Origin of the sequence: Alicyclobacillus suci (assembly GCF_017329615.1) — a bacterium.
Lineage (GTDB): Bacteria > Bacillota > Bacilli > Alicyclobacillales > Alicyclobacillaceae > Alicyclobacillus > Alicyclobacillus suci.
In genome coordinates this window covers 1-20,367 of sequence record NZ_JAFMTW010000043.1, presented here as the reverse complement: position 1 = coordinate 20,367, position 20,367 = coordinate 1, and the positions used below count along the sequence as shown (strand labels likewise).

General features: G+C 51.8%; 26 protein-coding genes. 10 read left to right on the top strand and 16 right to left on the bottom strand.

Annotated elements, in window-relative coordinates:
* Positions 1 to 62: 62 nt before the first annotated feature.
* From J3482_RS16290 to J3482_RS16275, 4 genes are all read right to left on the bottom strand, one after another.
* The gene (locus J3482_RS16290) at positions 63 to 1,055 is read right to left on the bottom strand and encodes a zinc-binding metallopeptidase family protein (protein WP_146823282.1); all 993 of its coding nucleotides are present in this window, start codon (positions 1,053 to 1,055) and stop codon (positions 63 to 65) included.
* Entirely contained in the window at positions 1,052 to 2,089 is a 1,038-nt protein-coding gene (locus J3482_RS16285) for a M42 family metallopeptidase (protein ID WP_206922735.1), read from the bottom strand. Before J3482_RS16285 ends, J3482_RS16290 begins: the two co-directional genes overlap by 4 nt.
* Positions 2,080 to 3,147, bottom strand: a complete 1,068-nt coding sequence (locus tag J3482_RS16280; RefSeq protein WP_206922734.1) for a M42 family metallopeptidase — start codon at positions 3,145 to 3,147, stop codon at positions 2,080 to 2,082. Before J3482_RS16280 ends, J3482_RS16285 begins: the two co-directional genes overlap by 10 nt.
* A 109-nt stretch (positions 3,148 to 3,256) precedes the next feature.
* Positions 3,257 to 4,237, bottom strand: coding sequence for a pseudouridine synthase (locus J3482_RS16275; protein WP_188332259.1), 981 nt, complete (start codon positions 4,235 to 4,237; stop codon positions 3,257 to 3,259).
* Positions 4,238 to 4,568: 331 nt separating this feature from the next.
* Here J3482_RS16275 and J3482_RS16270 point away from each other — a divergent pair, with 331 nt between their 5' ends.
* Positions 4,569 to 4,727, top strand: coding sequence for a hypothetical protein (locus tag J3482_RS16270; protein WP_188332260.1), 159 nt, complete (start codon positions 4,569 to 4,571; stop codon positions 4,725 to 4,727).
* Positions 4,728 to 4,833: 106 nt separating this feature from the next.
* Here J3482_RS16270 and J3482_RS16265 read toward each other — a convergent pair whose 3' ends face one another.
* Positions 4,834 to 5,664: an aldo/keto reductase gene (locus J3482_RS16265; protein WP_146823290.1), complete on the bottom strand. Its 831-nt coding sequence runs from the start codon at positions 5,662 to 5,664 to the stop codon at positions 4,834 to 4,836.
* 242 nt (positions 5,665 to 5,906) lie between these two features.
* Here J3482_RS16265 and J3482_RS16260 point away from each other — a divergent pair, with 242 nt between their 5' ends.
* Both J3482_RS16260 and J3482_RS16255 read left to right on the top strand, forming a co-directional pair.
* The gene (locus J3482_RS16260; RefSeq protein WP_146823292.1) at positions 5,907 to 6,119 is read left to right on the top strand and encodes a hypothetical protein; all 213 of its coding nucleotides are present in this window, start codon (positions 5,907 to 5,909) and stop codon (positions 6,117 to 6,119) included.
* 84 nt (positions 6,120 to 6,203) lie between these two features.
* Complete coding sequence (locus J3482_RS16255; protein WP_188332261.1) at positions 6,204 to 7,229, top strand: lytic transglycosylase domain-containing protein; 1,026 nt, start codon at positions 6,204 to 6,206, stop codon at positions 7,227 to 7,229.
* A 23-nt stretch (positions 7,230 to 7,252) separates the two neighbouring features.
* Here J3482_RS16255 and J3482_RS21625 read toward each other — a convergent pair whose 3' ends face one another.
* Genes J3482_RS21625 through J3482_RS16240 form a run of 3 tightly spaced genes read right to left on the bottom strand, consistent with a single transcriptional unit; the run spans position 7,253 to position 11,254 of the window.
* On the bottom strand, positions 7,253 to 9,142 hold the full coding sequence (locus J3482_RS21625) for a cobaltochelatase CobT-related protein (RefSeq protein WP_206922733.1): 1,890 nt from the start codon (positions 9,140 to 9,142) through the stop codon (positions 7,253 to 7,255).
* A 15-nt stretch (positions 9,143 to 9,157) separates the two neighbouring features.
* Positions 9,158 to 10,033, bottom strand: a complete 876-nt coding sequence (locus J3482_RS16245; RefSeq protein WP_146823297.1) for an ATP-binding protein — start codon at positions 10,031 to 10,033, stop codon at positions 9,158 to 9,160.
* A gap of 60 nt (positions 10,034 to 10,093) precedes the next feature.
* A complete protein-coding gene (locus J3482_RS16240) occupies positions 10,094 to 11,254 on the bottom strand; it encodes a GGDEF domain-containing protein (protein WP_146823299.1) in 1,161 nt (386 codons plus the stop codon).
* Between the two features lie 222 nt (positions 11,255 to 11,476).
* Here J3482_RS16240 and J3482_RS16235 point away from each other — a divergent pair, with 222 nt between their 5' ends.
* Positions 11,477 to 11,800 carry a hypothetical protein gene (locus J3482_RS16235; RefSeq protein WP_146823301.1) on the top strand — a complete coding sequence of 108 codons (324 nt, stop codon included), beginning with the start codon at positions 11,477 to 11,479 and terminating at the stop codon, positions 11,798 to 11,800.
* Positions 11,801 to 12,116: 316 nt separating this feature from the next.
* On the opposite strand, the gene J3482_RS16230 is transcribed toward J3482_RS16235, so the two are convergent.
* Both J3482_RS16230 and J3482_RS16225 read right to left on the bottom strand, forming a co-directional pair.
* Complete coding sequence (locus J3482_RS16230) at positions 12,117 to 12,500, bottom strand: retroviral-like aspartic protease family protein (RefSeq protein ID WP_206922732.1); 384 nt, start codon at positions 12,498 to 12,500, stop codon at positions 12,117 to 12,119.
* 90 nt (positions 12,501 to 12,590) lie between these two features.
* Positions 12,591 to 12,818, bottom strand: a complete 228-nt coding sequence (locus J3482_RS16225; protein WP_206922731.1) for a hypothetical protein — start codon at positions 12,816 to 12,818, stop codon at positions 12,591 to 12,593.
* Between the two features lie 450 nt (positions 12,819 to 13,268).
* Between J3482_RS16225 and J3482_RS16220 the strand changes: the two genes are divergently transcribed.
* The 6 genes from J3482_RS16220 to J3482_RS16195 all read left to right on the top strand — a co-directional run bounded on the left by J3482_RS16220 (position 13,269) and on the right by J3482_RS16195 (position 16,558).
* On the top strand, positions 13,269 to 13,487 hold the full coding sequence (locus J3482_RS16220) for a helix-turn-helix transcriptional regulator (RefSeq protein ID WP_328702729.1): 219 nt from the start codon (positions 13,269 to 13,271) through the stop codon (positions 13,485 to 13,487).
* Positions 13,488 to 13,681: 194 nt separating this feature from the next.
* Positions 13,682 to 14,035, top strand: a complete 354-nt coding sequence (locus J3482_RS16215) for a hypothetical protein (RefSeq protein WP_206922730.1) — start codon at positions 13,682 to 13,684, stop codon at positions 14,033 to 14,035.
* Positions 14,035 to 14,484 (top strand): hypothetical protein, encoded by a 450-nt coding sequence (locus tag J3482_RS16210; protein ID WP_206922729.1) that lies wholly within the window; start codon positions 14,035 to 14,037, stop codon positions 14,482 to 14,484. Before J3482_RS16215 ends, J3482_RS16210 begins: the two co-directional genes overlap by 1 nt.
* Positions 14,484 to 15,281, top strand: a complete 798-nt coding sequence (locus tag J3482_RS16205; RefSeq protein ID WP_206922728.1) for a hypothetical protein — start codon at positions 14,484 to 14,486, stop codon at positions 15,279 to 15,281. Before J3482_RS16210 ends, J3482_RS16205 begins: the two co-directional genes overlap by 1 nt.
* 71 nt (positions 15,282 to 15,352) lie before the next feature.
* Complete coding sequence (locus J3482_RS16200) at positions 15,353 to 15,784, top strand: hypothetical protein (RefSeq protein ID WP_206922727.1); 432 nt, start codon at positions 15,353 to 15,355, stop codon at positions 15,782 to 15,784.
* A gap of 21 nt (positions 15,785 to 15,805) precedes the next feature.
* Positions 15,806 to 16,558: a hypothetical protein gene (locus J3482_RS16195; RefSeq protein ID WP_206922726.1), complete on the top strand. Its 753-nt coding sequence runs from the start codon at positions 15,806 to 15,808 to the stop codon at positions 16,556 to 16,558.
* Between the two features lie 205 nt (positions 16,559 to 16,763).
* On the opposite strand, the gene J3482_RS16190 is transcribed toward J3482_RS16195, so the two are convergent.
* Genes J3482_RS16190 through J3482_RS16165 form a run of 6 tightly spaced genes read right to left on the bottom strand, consistent with a single transcriptional unit; the run spans position 16,764 to position 20,248 of the window.
* The gene (locus tag J3482_RS16190; RefSeq protein ID WP_206922725.1) at positions 16,764 to 17,237 is read right to left on the bottom strand and encodes a hypothetical protein; all 474 of its coding nucleotides are present in this window, start codon (positions 17,235 to 17,237) and stop codon (positions 16,764 to 16,766) included.
* A 13-nt stretch (positions 17,238 to 17,250) separates the two neighbouring features.
* Complete coding sequence (locus J3482_RS21620; protein ID WP_206922724.1) at positions 17,251 to 18,159, bottom strand: glycoside hydrolase domain-containing protein; 909 nt, start codon at positions 18,157 to 18,159, stop codon at positions 17,251 to 17,253.
* 4 nt (positions 18,160 to 18,163) lie between these two features.
* A complete protein-coding gene (locus J3482_RS16180; protein ID WP_146823318.1) occupies positions 18,164 to 19,243 on the bottom strand; it encodes a C1 family peptidase in 1,080 nt (359 codons plus the stop codon).
* On the bottom strand, positions 19,233 to 19,469 hold the full coding sequence (locus J3482_RS16175) for a hypothetical protein (RefSeq protein WP_146823319.1): 237 nt from the start codon (positions 19,467 to 19,469) through the stop codon (positions 19,233 to 19,235). Before J3482_RS16175 ends, J3482_RS16180 begins: the two co-directional genes overlap by 11 nt.
* Before the next feature lie 13 nt (positions 19,470 to 19,482).
* Positions 19,483 to 19,728, bottom strand: a complete 246-nt coding sequence (locus J3482_RS16170; protein WP_206922723.1) for a hemolysin XhlA family protein — start codon at positions 19,726 to 19,728, stop codon at positions 19,483 to 19,485.
* 4 nt (positions 19,729 to 19,732) lie between these two features.
* On the bottom strand, positions 19,733 to 20,248 hold the full coding sequence (locus J3482_RS16165) for a hypothetical protein (protein WP_206922722.1): 516 nt from the start codon (positions 20,246 to 20,248) through the stop codon (positions 19,733 to 19,735).
* Positions 20,249 to 20,367: the final 119 nt, after the last annotated feature.

Genomic DNA, 20,367 nt, shown 5'->3' with positions numbered 1-20,367 from the left:
CATACGATGATGCACTGGTAGATCATGTTGTCAAAAAAGCGAGGGAGCCATGCCCCCTCGCTTCACCGCACTTCGTACGTTTTGGCCGCTTCCAGTACCAGTTTTAACGCGTTTTCGACGTCTGCTAAATCGACGACCGTCTGTGTCGCGCCAACGTATCGGGCCGGATATGAAACACCGCCGATGTTGATGCCATCTACGGACAACTGAACCGCACCAGCATCGGATTTGCCACCTGGCCACACTTCATATTGCACGTCCATGCCAAGTGTTCCAGCGGCCGCAATCAGGTGATCTTTGACCGCAAGTGGCACAATCGCGGTACCATCCATAATTTTTATCGCAGGTCCCTTCCCCAACGACAGCGCCGTCGCTTTACCGGAGGGCACGTCGCTAGCAGGCGCGGCGTCAATGATGAGCGCGAGATCAGGGTTTATCTGATAGGCGGCAGTGCGCGCGCCACGGCCCCCAACAGCGTTTTGAGCGGTTAACGCGAGTGTCACGTGACGACACGCTGCAGCCAACTCACGGAATGCGGCAATGGCGATGGCGCAGCCGACGCGATTGTCGAGCGCTCTCCCTGCTAAGCGGTTGCCGGCCAACTCGTAAAGCGGCTGCACAACGACGCCGCCAAGGCCGATTTGTATCCGTTTTTCCGCATCTTCACGGGAGTTGGCACCAATATCGACATAGAGGTGATTGAGTGATGCGTCTGCCAGTTTCACGCCATCCTCCAGGCCAATCACCCCACGCACACCATTGGTGAACTCGACTTGTCGAGAGACGAGCTCAGCGGGTTCTAACGAGCCCATCGCAATGACGCGCAGAAAGCCGTCTGCGTCGATGTCAATCACCATCACGCCAGGTTCGTCCGCGTGCGCGGCCAGCATGATATGCGGCCCCTCCCCACGCTTGGTGGCGATGCCGTTCCCGAGGGTATCGACGAGCGTTTCGTCCGCCACCGCTTTCAACTCCTGCATCCACTGCAACATCAGCGCGCGTTCGCTCCCAGACGGTGCGATTTCTTGCGCGAGGCGCGTAATCAAGTCCTTCATAGCGAAAACCCTCCCTGTTCTATCTCCCGAAGCACCGCTTTTACCAGCAGGAGGGAGTTGTTGAAATCGTCGAGCGAAGCCACTTGCGCAGGCGCGTGGATGTAGCGCACCGGGACGGAAATCCCACCGCCGATGACACCTGCCCGAACCTTGTGTATCGCACCGAAATCGTTGCTTCCCCCTTTGACGCGGCGAAGTTGATACGGAATATCGTGTTTCTCTGCAACGTGAATCATGAAATCGAGGAACCGTCTATCGGCAATCGTCTGCCCGTCCTGCACGGTGAGCGCCGGTCCAGCACCCATGACGGTCGACTGACCGTGTGAGGGCGCACCGACGACATCGAAACAGACCGTTCCTTCGAGCGCAATGGCAATGTCGGGATTGATGCCGTAAGCAGCTGCTTGTGCGCCGCGCAGCCCAATTTCCTCTTGTACAGTGAAGGCGCCAAACAGTGGCAAATCGTACGATTCGCGCAGCGCCTCAATCAATAACGCACACCCAAGCCGGTCGTCAAACGACTTGCCCTTGATAGCTCCCTCTCCAATCTCTCCAAACTGCGTCGCGAAAATGGCAACATCTCCCGGTTTTACGAGCGATCTCGCTTCTTTGGCATCCCGGGCGCCAATATCGATATACAGTTGATCCATCGCCAACGGTTTACGCCGTTCGCTGGCGGCCTGAAGATGTATCGGTTTCGCGCCAATCACGCCTGGAATTCTCGCTTCACCAATAAAAACGGGCTTACTGACGAGAACCCGCGGGTCGATGCCGCCGAGCGCCCGGAACTTCAACAATCCGTTTTCACGACCGTTCTCGCACACTTGGACAATCATCAAACCAACTTCGTCCATATGGGCGTCAAGCATCACGCGCGGTCCAGGTTTATCGACACCATGTTTCACTAACAGGTTCCCCAGGACATCCGTGCGGATGTCCTGAACGAGTGGGGTTACTTCCTCGCGAATGACATTCCGGATTTCGTCCTCGAAACCAGATGGTCCCATCGCTTCCGACAATCGTTTTAATAGCATGACAAGTCCTCCACTGTGGCCGCGTCGACATCCGCAATATACTGGGCCAAGAGGCGGCCACAGGCCACGATGTCGCGGTACGCGCCTGTTTCGACCGACGTGTGCATGTAACGCAATGGAATGCCGACTAACGCCGTTGCGATTCCTGCGCGCGCAATTTGAAAGGCCCGAGCATCCGCACCTACAGGTCCCTGCGACAGCTCAACCTGGTACGGGATGCCCTCCCTATCCGCGATGGCGGTCAAGTGTCGGAACACTTTCATGTGCAAATTCGGTCCATAGGAAATCGCAGGGCCACCGTCCAATTCGAACCCTTCGTCGGCTGCCTGGCCCGGAAAATCGCCAAATGTAACATCAATGGCAATGGCGATATCCGGGTTGACACCATAGCCAACCGTTGCTGCGCCACGCACGCCAATTTCTTCTTGAACGCTGGCCACGACATAGACATCCGCTGTGTGCCGTAGCTTTTTCAAGACTTCGAGCGTTTCCAAGATGATGGCGACACTCGTCCGATTATCGAGTGATTTGCCGGCGAGCCTATCGTTTTGCAATGAATAGACATCGCGGGCCAACGTCACCCTATCCCCGATTTGCACCAGCTTGCGAACAGAGGATTCAGGTCGCGCGATATCGATAAACAATTCTTCCAAAGGCGCTGCTTTGGTGCGCTCTTCTGGCGCTGTCAAATGTGGCGGTTTTGATCCGACAATACCGAGATACCGTCCCTCTTTGGTATGTACATAGACTTCTTGGCCGACGAGCGTTCGTGGATCGAATCCACCAGTTTGCACGACGCGGAGAAATCCACCCGCTTCAATGCGCGACACGACCAGTGCAATTTCATCCATATGAGCAGACAATAAAATCCGGGGACGCGGCCCTTCCCCTTCCCCAGCGACAACACCAATTAAGTTGCCGAGCGTGTCCACGCGCAGATCTGTTGTGTATTCCGAAAACGCTGTTCGAATTCGGTCTCGCACCTGGTGTTCAAAACCAGGGCCACCGTGCAGTGTGACCAGTTCGCGCAACGTTTCGAGATGCTTGTACCCTGCCATGACACCTCTCCTTTAATCAAATCAAGTTAAGTGAACACTTTGAGTGTACCAAAAATGTGAACTTCTCGTCCTCCGCGTGTAATCCGTATACAGAATATAGAAAATACCTTTAGTCGGGCGAGCGACTCGCCGCTTCTCGGACAAGCGCATCTAAGGATGGCGAGCCGCCGAGCAATGACCATAGCTCTTCAAGCGTGGCTGCCGGTTTTGCATAAACTTTCGAGCGTGTATCCTGCGCCCGCACGCGCCAGACCAACTCATATGCATGTAACGCTTGATGCGGCAGCATTTTCTCATAGTAAGTGGCAGACCGCGTCGGCGTGCGCCCACTATATGCGTAGGTATAATCTCTATCGCCCACAAGGGGCATTCCTCGCGCTGCCATTTGCAGACGAATTTGGTGTGTACGGCCGGTTTCTAAGCGAAACACACAAACCGAAACCTCTCCGATGCGCGCGATGGGGCACATGTGCGTAATGGCGATTTGGCCATTCAGTTCGTTTCCAATGATGCGTCGGGAAGGTTTATTGGGATCTTGTGCGATGAAATCCTTGAATGTTTGCCACGTGTGAAGCGGCGGCGAGTCTTCAGTAAACGCAAGCGCGACATAGTGGCGATGAATCCAATTGTTGCGCAAGGCAGCGTCGTACAAATGGTGCGCATGTGCATGTTTCGCGAACATAATGGCGCCGGATGTGTACTTATCGAGGCGATGGATGGAATGTGGGACAAGATCATGGGGGGCCAAATAGCCCGCCACACCTGCCAGCAAAGACCCTTTTCGCTCGCGTGCCGATGGATGGGTCAAAATACCTGCCGGCTTATTGACAATGACGATGTTGTCGTCCTCATAGCAGATCTCAATATCCATTTGTTCCGGGTTGACATTGCTGTCTTCTACTGGAAACACAACTTGAATTTTGTCACCAGCGCAAACGATGTAGGAGAGCAAGACAGGTGCGCCGTTACACAGCACCCCGTCGTTTTGGATGATTTTGCGAAGGAGTCGACGCGACATACCATGGGTATTGCTCAACAACGTGGAAAGCTTACGACCCGCCTCGGCGTCGCTAACAGTAAACTCGTACAAAGTAGCACCTCCGATATACATGCCCCTTATTATGACGCGATGTTATCGGATTCGCCAACGCGGGTGTCCCATATGACTTAAAACAAGTGCCTGGATGAAGCCAACACATAAAGAATACCAACCACCAAAAGGCCACCCAGAACCGCGATGAACAAGAGCTTATCTAAAGTTTTCATTTGTCTCACCTGCCGTCCATATTGTCTGTCGCTTGTCTTCGTGGTATGCGTTTTGCATCCGCTTCGCGTCAGAATTCAACATGAACGCCCCCAGATTTGGCATGCATCTTTGAGAGGGCTCCGGGAGACCTTAGATCTTATTGGAGGCGATGACGATGGGCGACAGTAAGACGTTCAATTACCCGAAAGCCAACCTTAAAAGCACGAGTTCTCAATCTGGCGACAGCAGCTTTATGGACAAGCCGAAAAAGGACTGGAATCAACCGCTGTCATTGTCGCGTAGTGGGCATGAGCAGACACGTGGAAAAGCGTAAAAAAGCTGCCGCAAGTATGCGGCAGTTTTTTTTTCATCCAAACTTTCGTGAAAGCGTGCAAGGTACGGCTTTACCATTGCACAGTAGAATGCTTTCTGCTTCGGTTTTAAAATACCATTTCGTCGGGGTCAGGACCCGTTCTTTCATTTTGATTCAACTGTCCTATCCGCGCAATCTCCTCCGCATTCAGCTGAAAATCAAAAATGTCGGCATTCTCTTCAATGCGCGCCCGATGAACAGACTTTGGGATGGTTATAACCTTTGTGTCCAAGTCCCAACGCAAAATGACCTGCGATGGTGTCTTGCCGTATTTTTTTGCGATATCGAGAATCACGTCGTTGTCGAGTAAGCGTCCTCGCATGAGCGGCGCCCAGGCTTCCAACTGAATTTGTTGAGATTCGCAGAACGCCTTTAACGATTCCTGCGTCAACCGTGGATGATATTCGACTTGATTGACAGTTGGACGAATTTCCGCATGCTTCAACAAGGTCTCCAAATGATGTACCTGGAAATTACTGACGCCCAATGCGCGAATATACCCATCGCGATAGAGTTTTTCGAAAGCCTTCCAAGTATCGACGAACTTGTCTTTCCCCGGCCAATGAATGAGGTATAGATCTATGTAGTCAAATTTCAATTTCTTTCGACTGGTCTCAAACGCCTTTAATGTGCTTTCATATCCCTGATCTGTATTCCACAGTTTCGTCGTGACAAAAATGTCTTCCCGCGACAAACCCGAACTGCGAATGGCTTCGCCTACACTTTCCTCGTTCTCATATAGTGCAGCCGTATCCACGTGACGATAGCCAATCTCAATCGCGTCACGAATCGCATTTTCCACTTCTGACCCAGCTTTTGCCTTGTAGACACCGAGCCCAAACCAAGGCATCTCGACGCCGTTGTTGAGTGTCACCGTCTGATCAATGCGATTTACCATGGTATATCCCCTCCAGTACTCACGATTGTACCGGAAGCTGCCACACACCGCAAAAGTACCCAATATTAGATATATCTAAACCTCCACCCGCGACAGGTGTAGAAGCGTCGTAGGTGGAGGGGGATTTTCATCCCCTCGTCACACTACGACAAGATATGACACGTTTGCGAAAAGTGTTATTTGAGAATGAATGAAAGATGTGGCGCACGCCTGTCGGAACACAATCAGCGGAAGGTGAGCATATGAACGAATATGAATTTCGGATTGTTGGAATTGAGCACGCAGCGTTTCCACTTCAACTGCAATGTCACCACCACTGTTCCTACATCATTCAATGTGTGAATCCTATGACACACGACGTAGAACTCGAATTTTGCCCATTACAAGCTGAAATATTTGCAGGTGCACTGCTCGAGGCCATCGAGTTATCGCATCTGTCGGCCGAATCGCCATAGATTTTCGATAAGTGCGAAAGCATGATTTAAGACCCTGTTGCGTACATCTCTAGAAAGACAAGCTCTAGGGAAAGGAAGATGTATGTGACAAGGCAGGTTCGCATTGGCCTGACGCTGCTGGTTGCGGCGCTGTTTGTTGTTATCGCCTTTACCTTTATCGCAGGCGCATCGCTTTGGGCCACTCGCAGCGCGCCATCGCGTACCACAGAGTCGCGAAAGCCCATCACTGATGCGCCTACGGACCATCCGCGAACGAATCCAAATGTCCAGGCAACCGTGCATACCCCAGAAATCGCGCCGAACAACAGGATATTTGCTGATCGTGTTCACTCGTTGTCGATGCAAAAAAAGTCCAGGACACAAGCCATTGCCACACACATCAAGGTCCAACCAGGAGATTCTCTGTGGTCGATTGCAACAGCTCACAACACTACTGTGGAAAAATTGAAATCTGCCAATCATTTGGCTTCAGATACGTTGCAAATTGGACAAGCTTTAAACATCCCGTCAACGACTGCAAAACCCACGATACCTGTCACCACACCCGCATCGACGGATAATACGTTACACTACACCGTTCAATCTGGAGATACCCTCTGGTCCATCTCGCTCGCATATGGCGTCTCCATCAACGCATTGGAGGAGGACAATCACCTTTCCAGTGACGCGCCACTGCACATTGGTCAACAATTAGTTATCCATGCCCCAGCTGCAAACTACACACCTTCCGCGTCATCGCAGGCCCTAATCCAAGAAGCACCATCGAATCTGCTCCCTGTGTATCAAGCAGCTGGGAAAAAATATGGCATCCCGTGGACTGTCCTCGCCGCGATTCACAAGGAGGAAACGGATTTTGATTGTACTGGACATGACGTTAGCTCCGCTGGCGCAATTGGCCCAATGCAATTCATGCCATCGACGTTTGCCATCTTTGGCGTACCTGCCCCAGGGCACCAGACCGCAGACATTCACAATGTCTACGACGCAATCTATTCAACCGCACACATGCTTGAAGCTACAGGATTTGCGCGAGACCCATATCACGCAATCTACGAATACAACCATTCTGTCTCATACGTGCGAGATATTCTTCGAATGTCGGCGGTGTAGTCCGTCATTGTGACAAGCTGGCACTAGATGGTCGTACGAATCATCAGCGCCAGTGCCCGCTCCATCGCGACCGGAAACTCGTCGACATCGCGTACGACAACGCAACCCGCGCCGTACAACTGTTTAAGCGTCTCCAGCGTTTGCAAATCATCGGCGTGTGCGAGACATAGATGCATGACGTAAATCCCTTTTGCCTGCAACCAACGAATGGCGTTTTTCGTATCCTTGACGGCGTCGCGATAATTTTCGGCCGCCGGTTCACCATCCGACACCACCAACAGCCACTTTTGTCGTTCTTGGCGCGCGTACAATTGTTGGCCAACCAGACGAATGGCGTGTCCATCTCGATTGTCCAGTTGGGGTTGCAGTAAATCAAGGTAACGCGCCACATCCTTCTGCATCCCGTCTTGAAATGTAATCACGTGCAAAAGATGGGTCACTGGCTGTGTCGCAGACGCAGTCGCCGTATGAATGGTATCTTCCCAAAAGCCGCAGACATCGTGAGGGATTCCTAATTGCCGCAACGTATCATGAAATAAAAACAAAGTCGGCTTCATCCCTTCCAGTCGCTCGTACATGGAGCCAGAACAATCGACCAACAGCTGAACCGCGACGTCGAAGCGTTGATTGGCGTCCGATTTGTGATAAAAAAGCCGCGGGTTCTGCTCGGTAACCAGTCGCGTCAAACGCTTGTCTAAGCGACCGTGACGCGTATTTTGCTGGCGCGCGCGCATCTCGTGAAGCAGAACCCGATGAAACAACTTCACGAGCTTCCTGCTCGCCATCCGCGTGGAAGCGGCCCAAGCCCGAACTTTATCTTCCGCTGAGCTATCTGGCAGACCGCGCGGCACTACTTTTACACCAACCGCCAATACGTCATCGCCCATCTCACGCACCAATTGAACGTCGGTATTCTCCTCTGGTTCCCCACTATCCGGGTGAACGCCGGCGTCGGCGCGCCCGCGTCGCACAATCACTGAATCCGGATTATCGTCCCCCTCGCGCGCACCACCAGTGGCATGTGGCACACTCTGATTTTCCTGATTCTCCATCGCATACGCTGCGCTTGCACGCGTATTCTGTTCCTGTGTCCAAATTTCCAGTTGCTCTTGTCGCTGTTCATCTGTGTCTGCTGCATCCTGCAACTTCCCCTGTTGTTTTGCTGCCGCAGGTGTGTCTGCAACAAAACGTTGCACGCTAACTTCCGTCGCGGCTTCATCGAAGTCAAAGGCAAACCAGTCGTACGATGTATCGGCAACGTTCGTGCGCGGTAAAGGAAAATCAGGTGCACATATCCAGCTAAAGAGCGCTGCCACAACATCGGCGGACGTTCGAGCTTCCGTGACGCGCTCGACGAAGCCCCGCATGTCGGGGGAATTCAGCCAATCACCGGTTGTTTTTGGTGTTAAGTCATGGAGCATGAGATACACATCCGAAAACAACAAATCAGCCAACCGACCATCCCGTTCGCGACTCCTCCGGTTTTGTTCGAGTAGCCGCCCATACGCCGCCGCCCGAACGCGCAGCGCAGGAACCGTACCAGGGCGTTGTGCGGCAAGCAAACGTGCCAGCCGCGCGTCCTCCGCAGCACACAACAGCTGACGGGCCAGTTTGGGGAAGCGCGTGTCCAATGCGTCCTTCCACGCCTGCGCCATCACATCTGGCTGAGTCCACAAACGGTTTCCGAGTGCCCGCAAATAGATGTCTGCCTTTTGCGCCCACACCCGATCCGCCAGCCCCAGCGACTCCCAGAACGTCGAAATCGTCAGTTCTCGCCGATGCCACTTCCAAACCGAATGCAGCCCGTAAGAGACAGTTAAATCTTTCTCTTGACCGAGGGCGACGGCGAGATCAGATAATTGAAGTTCAATCCACCACGTATCCGCCGGGGCGTCAAAACGAAAAGTTTGCACGCGCTTCGCTCCTATTCATTCTTGTGTAAAATAGGTTTCGGCCAAATTCATGACGACAGTCTTTTCCCGCTCGTCGTCTAATTTTGCAGCAATTGCGCGTGCCACCGCCCGCAGCGGAGGAATATATGCCGCCAAATCACACGCGTCCAATAGCGCCCGAATCGATGCGGCTTCCTCACTCACCTCGCCGACCTTCGTCGCCGCCACGATGTCGGCAGACAGCGCGACAAACTGATTGATGACCTGTTCATTCCCAAGTTGTGTCCTCGCCTCAATCAACGCCTTCAATGGCGCTCCTGACAGATACGGGACATCCATCACAATAAATCGATTTCGCAGCGCTTCATTCATCGGGAGCGTACCCACATAACCTTCATTAATTGCGGCAATCACGCGAAAGCGAGGGTGCGCCACGACCGTCTCAGCTGTAAACGGATTGGTCAATTGCCTGCGATAGTCTAAGACGCTATTCAAAATGGGCAGCGTCTCAGGACGCGCCATATTGATTTCATCGATATACAATAAATGCCCTTCGCGCATGGCCCGTACGACAGGCCCTTCGATAAACTGAATCTCCGAGTGACCATTGTTGGTCACCAGTGTTTTGAAGCCAAGTAACGCTTCCGCGTCGAGATCGACCGAACAATTAATACTTTCCATCGGCAAACGCAATTTTTCTGCTAACGATTCGGCCAGCTTTGTTTTACCGGATCCCGTTGGCCCCCTCAGCAACAAATTCTTCGACAAAGTGAGCGCGATGAGCGCATCCCTAAGCAGGTTCGTGTCCTCTGTGACAAACCCCTTATCGTCGAGCGCATCGCGATAGTTCTTTATATTTAAGTCCTCTGTGGGCACTGGTATCTCAATGTCGTCTAATGTCCAACCATTCATCGTCTTTCCTATCCTTTCTGATTTACATCACCTAAACGTTGACTGCTTCCCACGCCAATGTCAAGGTCGGCGCCGTGCTTCCTTGTGCTTATACATCGACAAGTCGGCCTGGTGAAGGACACGCGCCCAAGAAGCTCCCTTTGTGGCATGCGCCCAGCCAAGGCTGATAGACAAATTGGCAATGCGCATTCCCTGTTCGTCGTGCAACAGCAAATGGTCATCTAACGCAGCCTGAATTGCTGTTCGTAAACGCTCCTCATCGCCAGGCGCCGCATCTGGAAACACCAACAGAAATTCGTCGCCGCCAAGTCGAATCAGGGCATTGGGTGACTGTACCACCGGACGCAACAAGTGAACAAGCAACTTCAGTGCCTGATCTCCCACATGGTGGCCGTACGTGTCGTTTATCTCTTTAAAATGATCAATATCCGCATAGAGTAAGCCAACTTCGCGTGTGTGGAGCAATTCCGCGAGGTAAAACTCACCAAAGCTTCGAGAAAACGCGCCGGTCAAGGCATCGTGATTTAATCGTCGGTACACATCTTTCATGTGCCAGCGCACTTCGTTCCACAGCATCCCGTACAAAATGACCTCTGAAACCCATGCAGTCGGGTATAACGTACGATAATGTTGAAGAATGACACCGTCGTTAACCATACATAGGGCGTAAAAACAGACTGCGATGGCATATGGCCAGCGCTGCCTCGCGCTTCTCATGCGCAACCCAAGTAAGACGGTGTACAAAAGACCGACAAACGTCGAGCCGAACACTGTAATTTTGAGGACACTAAAGCCAATCGCCGAGGGGGGACTCGCAAAAAAGTAACCACTTGGAACACGGTGAAGGATTGGATAGATGTGTGTGTGCAAAGCTACGGAAGCGCAAAAAAACAATGCGCCTCCCCACCAAATGTTCGAGAACCAAGGCGGTTTTGATATGTGAAAACAAACCATAAAAGCTTCGATAATCGCAAGTTGTCCCAAAAACACCAGTGGCAGTGCAATGGAGTAAACAAGGCGCGCCTGCACGCCAGTATGCACCGACATCATCCACATTTGCGCAATCGACACGAGGGCGCCAAGGGCTGTTACCTTAAAGAACGTACGCGCGTAAGTCTTCCAATACCCATCCCAGTAGATGAGTAAAAACAGTGACGCGACAATACCTAACGCTGCCATCCCAAACAGCGGTACAGTGGCGAGATTAATTTCCAGGCACAACACACCCTATATGAGATCTTTAACATATTTTTCGACATCTATCTTCAACCGCATTATACTTCTTCCTCGTACAAGCGACTAGTGACCTATTAGGGCTTTACATCTACTGCAATGCAACACCTTTGTGCTATCGTCCGCTGCCACAGACTTGCACAAAGCGTAATGTAATGTGAGCTCCTGTTTTTTCTCTCAATCCAAGCGCGAAAGGAGGTACGCAATACGATGTGTACCCAAAAGGAATGTGAAAGAGCTCTTGGAAAATGGGTAAGTTTCCGGACAAAATGGGGCATGCACCGCGGCATTGTCGAAGAGGTGACTCCGCGTGGCGCGTTGGTTCGTGTGCCAAAACAGTACGTACCTGCACAATTGCTTCAAGCATCAGATGAAGATAAGCTGGATATCACACTTGCCCGCTTTGGCTATGGTGTTGGTGCGCCAGGTTACCGTGGCGCTCACGGTTACGGATATCCACACCGTCGTTGGGGTTACCCAGGTTATGGCGCGTGGTACGGCGGCTGGTGGTGGTGGTGGCTGGCGTTCGCTTGACGACCCGATACACATACCAAACAAAATCAGGCTCAAGACCGATTCATGCACGGACATCTCAGCATCTATTAATCGAGAAATCAAGTCGATGGAGGTGAATCATCCGTGCGCTGCCCTGCTCATGTTTGCCCACCAATTTACACAGTAAGAAATCACTACATTCCACGCGAGGTACCGTACGTCCACCCGATTGTAAACGTCAATCGTCAGGTCATCGTCAACGTTCCCCGTCACTATTACGTGCCTCACTGCATCGGGGCGCGGTCTTTATCTTTCACCTACAATCGCTATTTGCTGCTCAACCAATTCCATTTCATCACTCAGAAAATATCACCATGGTCTGATGTGCTGGATGGAGTTCGATGCCCAGATGCGTATCAACAAAAAACCTGAGCCCAAAAAGCCCCGCACTTGGCAACGCTGGATCCACCACACAAGGGACATTCCTATACATGCGCGTATCGAAATATATATCGCATTGTGAGCGATAGGCAGTGCTTTGACCACCCACACCAGTGATTTCCTGCTGCCCTAAGTGCGGCAAATTGAGCGCTTGGGCGACCGCACCACTAAAAGTCAGTTCATAGGCACCGGTATCCAGAACCATGTCGGGCACAATAAAGCGATTAACGCGTAACGGGAAATAAAAAGCATCCGCAGTAACGTCTCCGCGAATCCGGGCGATGATTTCTCTTGGCATTGTTGTGACCTCCCCAAAATGGGCTGCTGCCACACAAGATATTCACATCGCCTTCGCAGCGCCTCTTGATGAGCGTAAATATTCGTTTTCCTAGCCTATCCCACCCATGTTCTTTATTGCGTCAGCTAGTTCTTTAATCATCTGACCATGCTTATCGAGTATGTCATGCAACTTATCCATCTGCCTGAACAGATACTCGTCATTGCGATTGTGCATATGATATAGATCGGAGATACCCTTGTGCACATCGCTACGCGTTTCCTCAACTTTGTCCGCCAGTCGGTCAACATCGGATTTTGTGACTGCGGATGCTGTCATAGATGATCATCTTCATGAAGCCCATGTCGTCACCACCCTATAACCTGGCGTGCAACATCCAGCAAACTCAGAAAGTCATCAATATTACTCTGCACAATTGGATCAGCAGGATCCATTTTGGCTCCCCAATTAAATACTTTGAATAATACCCCCACTGTCTATACCCTCTTTCGCCAATAGTTTGGCGGCGACGAGAGTCGCGTCAAATACGTTTTGTTGATAATGGAGTTCGGCCTTTAATGCGTCAACTCGCGCTCCAGGGCATTGTCGAGTTTGAACGACACGGCTCTACTCTTGTTGCCTCGAACTTGCTCTTGTGCCAACTCGACGCCTCCTCTCGTGTTGTGGATGGTAGAGGATACGCGTGTCGATGCTTGTCGTATTCCATCAGTGTAGAAAAATTAAAATGCGTGTAGGTAAAACATCTGCGTGTGTGGAATATGTACATAGGTGATTAGAGTGTCCAAACCAACAAAGCTGAAATTGTGGCTTGTGATGAATGGGATAAAACAGGAATGGCTTTCGGCTCAAACGGGTCTTCCATCCAATACGGTGAGTCGCATCGTCAATGGACAGACTCCCACATTGAGAAACGCCCAAAAGATCGCACGGGCACTCGGTACTACAGTGGATGAGTTGTGGCCTTTGGAGGAGGAGGAAAAGAAATGATTGAGTGGATTCGTAGAAAAACAAAACCGCGCCTCTGGATGTTAGTCTCGTGAGGTGTATGGGCGCGGTTATACTACATTTTATTCCCTGAACTGATGTTCGGGGATTTTTTATATATTTTTTCGATTTATTGTTTACATCGTAAACAATATGTGTTAGCATGTTTACAGAGAAAACAAACGGAGGCGATAAAGATGACGGTAAAAAAGCACGAAGAGATGGATCTGGCGGTGGCAGCACGTTGGGGCGTCAATGAACTGCCCACACTGCGGGGTAGCGAAAAACAGATTGCGTGGGCCGAATCACTGCGAAAAGATGCTCTGGAGTGGCTGCGAGTAGCTGAAAAAGATGCACAGTCCTGCGTCGCGAAAATCGCGAGACGGGCCAAGATCTCCGAGGAAGAAGCTTCAGCCCTCTTGCGCCAGCGCGTGGCGTCCATCATCGGTGCCGAAAGTGCAGAATCCATCATCGACGCACGACTGGTTATTTGCTCTGGCATGCTACTGATGATGAGCACGCAGATCGTGAAGGAACTGAGGGGTCTATGATGGCCCCTCGGATACCTCGCCTCGTCGGAGTGAAGGAGGCGGCACAGATTCTCGGATGGGAGCGGCACAAGACCAGCGTATACCACCGGCGTGGCAAACTGCCTGAGCCTATACAGGTGCTGTCTACAGGCCCGATATGGACGGAACAGCAGATCATTGATTTTGCGAGGGAGGAACTAGGCATGATGGTATTTATGGCGGAAAAACACATGGATATTTTCGAAGACGGCGGGTTTGAGGTGGAGCGTATCACAGTCGATATGGATCATATCGTAGACGGCGTGACGGACTGCGCTACCTACCACGGATGGTGGACACGTCCAGATGGGGAGTGCGTGAGAGGCGAAATCAACGCCCACTTCATGGAGCCGGTGGAAGTGGATGCAGACAGCGTCCTGCATGCAGCCTGGGAACCTGGATTGTGGACTGTCGAGGAGGTCGCGGAATAGTGCCGAAAAGAAAGCATGCGCAGGAGCGGCTAGAGGCATCTCTGGTCGCCCTGAAATCCTTTGCGACTGAGCTTGGATATTGGCCATCGAAAGAACAATGGGATCGATATGCGTCTGAACATGGGATGCTACGATATATGTCCATCTATCATCATCTGCGCCGATCTTGGAACCTTCTACGCGACGATATGGGCTTTGCGCCTCGCGAAATTGGCCCAACAGAAGAAGAATGCATCGCCGCACTCCGAGAGGCAACAAAAACAAGCCCGTTACTCCCGCGACGAGATTATGAAGCCTGGCGACAGGCACATCCCGGCTATCCAAGCGCAATCCAGATTATTTTGCGATTGGGCGGCACATGGAATATGGCGAAAGAAAAGGCTGGGCTCGTTACTATAGATCCGTCACATGATGGCTATTCAGACGAAGAATTACGTTCATCACTTCTGGAATGCTCTAAAGTCTGCGGCGAAAAATTCAGTGAAAACGACTATATCGAGTGGCGCGAGAACAATCCAGGTCACCCACACATCGCCACCATCCGAGCAAGGTTTGGTGGTACTGCGGAGGCCAAAAGAGCGCTAGGTCTCGAAACATATGACATAGGATCTCCCACCGAATATACCGAGGCACAAGTTCTATCGTCACTCATACGTTTTTTACGCGATCAGTTGAACATAGACGTCTATGACGAGTGGCGAAAACAACATGATGGTCCATCGATTACGGCCATCCGAGCGCGATTCGCAGGATATGAGGAAGCATTACACCGAGCACTCGAACTATATTTTAATTGAATTTAAGTGTTTACAAAGATAACAATCCGCGATATACTGTTATCAAAGATAACAACGTGGAGGCGATGAAGATGAAAGCACAAGTGATGAAGATGGCATGGAAGATGTACCGGGATGCATGTGCTGGCAGTGCTTCTTGCAAGACGATGGAGTACTTCGCAAAGTGCATGCGGATGGCGTGGGCAAACGTCAAATTCAAGGTGAAGGCCGAAGCTGAAGGGTGGAAAGTCATGCAACATGGACCGCGCATCATGATTGGCGCACGTTGGAACGCAAGTACGAAAAAAGTTGAAGTCCTTCAGATGGATGGCTCGATTGTTTCTCCGGCTCAAGCTCGTGTGAATGAGAAAAATCTGAAAATTACGCTCGGTGTATTCGACTTCAACAAATCCCGCCGCGCTAAGGCAGCGAAAAAGGCAGTTGACTCATACAGCCGAGAAGTTTACGAACGGAACATGGCGTTCATCCAAGCGAAGGCATATGCAAGTGGCGAATATCGATAAGCAGGAAAGGAGGAGTATAGCATGGTAAATATGCCCGCGAACACTATGAAAAAGTATCTCACACATCTTGTCCGTCTCAATGACTTGGACTGGTATGCGTCTAGGCGACCGCATGACGGAGCCAATAACTGTTATGTTTGGGCCATCAAGGACGGCGATATCGTACATCAGAGTCACAACCTGGGCGTGTGGGGCAATCGCGATGCCATGATCAAGTATGCTCTTTTGCACACGCCTAACGTCATTGTGCCCGACGATTTGTCAGCGCTGTATGAACAGGCACTGGCGGAGCGACAGAAGCAAGAAAAAGAATATGCCGAGTACCTGGAGATCCACTCCATCGAAAAACTCAATATCGGATCTAACTGTGTATTGCGAGTCGCCCCTTGGGTTGTAGAGGGGACAACTGAGGTATCCGGTATAGATGACCTCGCTGAACATATAGATGTTATCTTTGAAGGCGAGAATGTAGGTACGTTGGAATCCTTTGTGACAGAAGGCATGTCAGAGGAGCAGGTACGTGAGCTTGAAAGCGGCCAGACGGTCGATGCATGGTTGCAAGAGTTGTATGCAACTTTTTGCGCCAAGGTCTCTGTGCCGGAACTGGCAGGTGTACGAGAAGTAGCGGAAATGACGGGTTGGTTACCTGCGAAAGTGTCGACGTACTACAAGCGCGGGAAACTGCCAGATCCCGTACAAGTGTTGGCAAGCGGCCCAATATGGACGAAGCAACAAATTAAGGACTGGATCAAAAGTGAAAACCGACATCCCTAAGAATGCCGGCTTAGACACTCGCGGCTTTACACCCTTGAATCGCGTTTCGTGCGCGTTCGTTGCCGCTGGAGGATGATTAGAGTGTGGCCTTTAGCCACAGCGTTGCAGTAATCAGTATATCACCTATGACTAAGACTATACAAGAACGCCCCCGATCAGAAGACCGGGGGCTCACCCTTTACAATCTCAGAGGATTGTATGGCTATTATGCGGTGGTCGCGGCGGCCTGTCCATCACCTGTAGGAGAAGTTTGCTCCTGTTGTGCGGGTGCTGGTGCGTTGACGAGAGCCGTCCCCGTCGTCAGTGTCTTATTCCCCGCTACCGCTTGCTCGACTAGAGCGCCCACCAGAGATTCAACGTCCCCAACACTCTTTTGTGCAAGAGCCACGAGGTTTGAGCCTTGCAACATCACGGCGGCCACTGCATCTTTCTTCACCTGCGCGGCCAACTGCGCATTAAATACGCCTGCGGACTTCGCATCACTCACGACGGTCTGGTTAAACTGCTGCACGACCGCATTCGCGATATTGGCGAGACCATCGATTGCATTCTGGGCCGTCTTGGAGTGGATATACTTTGGCACCACCTTTGTCGTCAGGTATGTGATTCCACCGCCGATTGCCAAACCAAATGCGCTGATTACGTCCTCAAGAATCTGCACTTCTACACTGGATACCATATACAATTCCTCCTTATAGTAACGCCTTAGCGTGTGCGAGTACGGTTTCGAGTTCATTGATCACTGCCTGTAACTTTGCTTTGTCGACTGATACATCGAGAGCACCCAGTGCTGCTGCAATAGCCGCCTGTGTTTGTGGGCCATCAATGCCATCGACCGTCAGTCCGTGTTGCAGTTGGAACGACTTCACTGCTGCGGCTGTCGCCGGCCCGTACTGGCCGTCCACCGCGAGATTGAGCCCCAGCAACTTGTTGAGGTTTGTCTGCAGCGTCTTCACGGCGTCGCCAGTCGAGCCTTGCATCAACACGGTCATAAAATCATCTCCTTTCACGCCACTGACCCAGAATCCCGGATCGCTATATACCTCACTGATGTCCACTTGGACGCCAGATATGGTCTGTCCGTAAGTGTGCTGATACAGGGCGGCATACGAGCACTGCTGACCACCGCTCCATGCTGACGTCTGCCAATACCAAAGTTTGTCTCCATACACTTGATACAGCGCGTCCAGCACTTCTTTGTCACCGTAGGCGCCGGGTTTGTAATCGATGATGTTAGCGATGATCACACCGAAGTAAGCAACGATGCTCCCAAGGTCTTTATCCTGAGCCTCGTAATCAGCTGTAAACGCAATGCCGGTACCCGCCGGTGTGCCGTGCGCCTTTGCGCTGGCAACAGCATTTGCGACGTCGGTCGCAGCTTGAGACGTAGTGAAGTACGCGGCATAGGTCGGGTTGCCTTCCCATATCAAGCCAAGCGCCAGGCCCGCATCATGGATGATGCCGGGTTCACCTTGGACTAGAGACTTCGACCAGCTGCCCAGGTAACGCATCACGGCATCGATGGCGGCCGCTTTGATGGCCTGCGCAGTCGATGCCGTGAGCACTGTAGAACAATCTGCTGCTTTTGTAATTGTGGTCACCCCCTCACGGTTTCAAAACAAAGATCCGTGTGGTGTAGGTCTTGACGTAGTCGAACGGCACCCAGGCGCAGCCTTGATATTGCTCGGGGAACTGAATACCCCACGCCAGGCCCCAACTGTTCCGGCATAGGACTTGTTGCGTTTGTCCGTTTGCCGTGGTCAGCACAATCTCATGACTGCCTAAACACGTCTCTCCTGCCTGCGGCATCTGCACTACGCCATTCACCGGATTCTCAAACGACTGATAAACGTTGATCGAGAGGAAGACGATAAACTTCTGTGCCAAAGCGTCGAGAATGTCATTGAGGAATGAACCGTCAGCTGTCCACGGAATCTCGTATACCTCATCAAACTTTAGCTTGATGTCCTGCCACCAGGATGGATCTGGCTGTTCTTGATACGCCTGCACCCAGTTTTCCTCATTCACCGTCCATGGGTTGTCCGAGAACGGCACGACCCCATCATCAATCAGCACTTGCAACGCCTGGTCTTCCATGACCCCGGCATTCTGATCGATCTCATAATTTGGATTGTTAAACTCCTCTTGTCCGTACAGCTTCCGTGACTGGAACCACTCGGCCAGCGGATTATAAAAGACCATAGGGTATCCTTGGCGATACCGAAGAGAGGCAAACCCCTCAAGCGTGGCGAAAGCAGTACACGCATTCAGCACGCCTTGGTCTTGAATGGGAGGATACAACGATGTTTGGTCTGGATAAGTCGTCGGCAGCGGCTTGCCTGAGTTTTGGTACAGCTGCCAGTTTGGGATCGTCGGTTGCGCGGGTTTTGGGGCTTGCTTTGGCGCAGGCGCCGACTTCTTTGCGACAGTGAAATTGAATCCGCCGGCAATTTTATGTGCCGTTAGCCCTGGTACCGCCGACCACTCGATATAAGTGTTGGTGCCATCCACAACCTGAGACGGTTTGCTGCCGTCGATTTCCACGTTGCCATATGCAATATGAGTGAGATTGGCGCCGGCATCGCGGGCAAGTGTCCAGACTACATACGTCACATCACCAACGGACACACCGGAATACGGCTTGCCATTTAGTTGGACAGCGACTGACGGAAATTTATTCAGCATTCTTTTCCCTCCTTCTAAGCAAATGTTCCTCAAGTCTCTGCAACTGCTGTTTGTGTCTCGTGTAGTAATCGATTAGGAAGTGGGCGACCACACACCAGGTGCCGATGTCCAGGAACCCGCTTGTGTACTGAATGACGTTGCACCAATTCGCCCAGCCATAAAAAATAGGCCCCGCGATTTGCAAAGCCGTAACCAATGACGCGACGATAAATATATAGACCCGCAATGGCATCACTCCTTTAGTGGATATGCCCGAGAAACGCAATCACCGAACCAATAGCGCCAGCAATAATCGCACCGGATACCGTCCGCCACAACCACGTATGCGACTCCTCCAACTTGTCCAACCGACGCTCATTCTCTTTGGAACGACTATCCGCATCTTGCGCCTTGTCTTGCGTATCTGTGTAACGCTCTAACTTTGTTTCAATGCGGGCCACACTCTCTCTGATGTCTTGTGCCCATCCTGGTATCTGTTCTCCCACTCCATCACCCCGCTGCCTGCCCGGTAACGGGCCAATCCTGCACTGCATCATAGATATCCTCCGGACTTATCCTCAACCCGAATTTCGGGCCCCATCGCGCGGCCTTGAAATAGAGCACCACCAAAGACGAGCAGACTTTGCGTTTGTGCTCAACCGACTCTATCCACGTATCTGGGAGGTGCACCAGGCCGTGTGTGAGGTAAGATAGCCCGTCGTTGATGATGGCGAGCCAGTCGTACTTTTGCCCCTCACATTGCATGACAGCGGCCAGACCTGCCTTGACCCGCGACTCTGGGATGGGCGGCCGGAACACTTTGCAACGCTCATAGTCGATCTCGGTGATGGCTACGGTCTTGCCCTGGGCTTCAATCTTCCAGTTGCTATCCAGAGCGATGGCGCAATGATAGAAATACTTGTCTTCGCCTGGGTCTTCCATGCGCTCGCCCTTGAGGATGAGGCGTGTATCGAGGTTGGGTGGTCGGTCATAAAGCAAAATGTCGCCTGGTTCGCAGATGATCACGTTTACACCTCCAATTGGGCATAAAAAATACGCCTTTCGGCGCTTGTGGTGTTTCTTATGCGGTTTGGTTTCGTGTCACAAATTGAACGTCTGCAAGGCTTGCATGAAATTCGTCACGT